The organism is Picosynechococcus sp. NKBG042902 (genome assembly GCF_963864045.1).
GTDB lineage: Bacteria > Cyanobacteriota > Cyanobacteriia > Cyanobacteriales > MRBY01 > MRBY01.
Genome location: NZ_CAWLTV010000011.1, coordinates 1 through 1,081 on the forward strand (window position 1 = coordinate 1; position 1,081 = coordinate 1,081).

Annotated in this window: 1 protein-coding gene; it reads left to right on the forward strand. The window is 35.0% G+C overall.

The window, feature by feature from the left end:
- Positions 1–248: 248 nt before the first annotated feature.
- Complete coding sequence (locus AACR41_RS00060; protein ID WP_030008357.1) at positions 249–641, forward strand: hypothetical protein; 393 nt, start codon at positions 249–251, stop codon at positions 639–641.
- The last annotated feature ends 440 nt before the right edge of the window (positions 642–1,081 follow it).

The window sequence follows — 1,081 nt, forward strand, 5'->3', positions numbered from 1 at the left end:
AAGCTACGTAGTCATGCTTTCTCAAATATTGTTATCATTTAGGGGGAGAGCATCAATATTTCAATCACTCAACCTCGAATTTTTCTCATCGTAAACATAAATAATTCATGACCGAAAGCACTGAGTACAACATTAAGCACCAACAAATCCAAGAGATGTGCTTTCAGCAAAAATTCTTTTACAAAAAATTTCACTCAAACTGATCGCTCCAATATTGATCAATTAAGTCAAGGGAGGAAAAGAGCAAGATGAATAAACTGTTTACAACAGCCCTCAGTGGTCTATCATTTATCGTTGTTCAACAGGCAAAAAGTGAACCTGTATTCATTGATTTTGATTACCAGTATCGGTATGGTTATGAATATAATTACGACTATGATGACTATAGCTATTACTACCACGCCAATGTCTACACCTATAGCGATGATTCGGTTGTATTCCCAGTTAAAGTACTCGTTAATGCTGCATGTCAACAACCACAGTACCCCATTGTACTAGACTCTGAAGCAGATACAAGCAACGGTACAAATATCTTGATCGAAGAATCTAATGTCGTTATTGATAATGATTTCAGTACAAATTGCTCTGCTTTTACAGAAAAAAATGTCCTGCTGCTCTGGGAAGAAAACGAAATAAAATAGGCGTCCCTTCTGGTTTTTCTTTCTGTCAAGCTGTACTGTTTTAAAATAGATCTTAATAAAAGCACTTTGACTTTATTTTCTTGAGTTACTGATACAAAATTAACTCAAGAAAAATACTGTGAACTAAAAGATACAGTAGGATATTTCAATACAACAATTCCATGCCTATTTGACGGACCTCTAAGTATGGCAATAAAAACACTTGGAGTTAGTAACAAAACGACTGTGTTTTAGTGCTTTAGAATGCAAAGACATGAGCTACTGTAAGCTGAAAATTTTTTTTAGCCACTCTTTTTTATTTTTATACAGCATTTTTCGGGCTAGTAAAGCGATAGCGAGTAAGATAAAGCTGTAATCTACCCAATCAAAATTTGCAGTGCGACCCTACTCTATTGATTTACGCCAAAAAATTATTGACACCTATCTCGAAGGTAAACGGG

Coding starts and splice junctions, on each gene's coding strand:
- AACR41_RS00060 (WP_030008357.1), top strand. CDS start 249: ATGAATAAACTGTTTACAACAGCCCTCAGTGGTCTATCATTTATCGTT.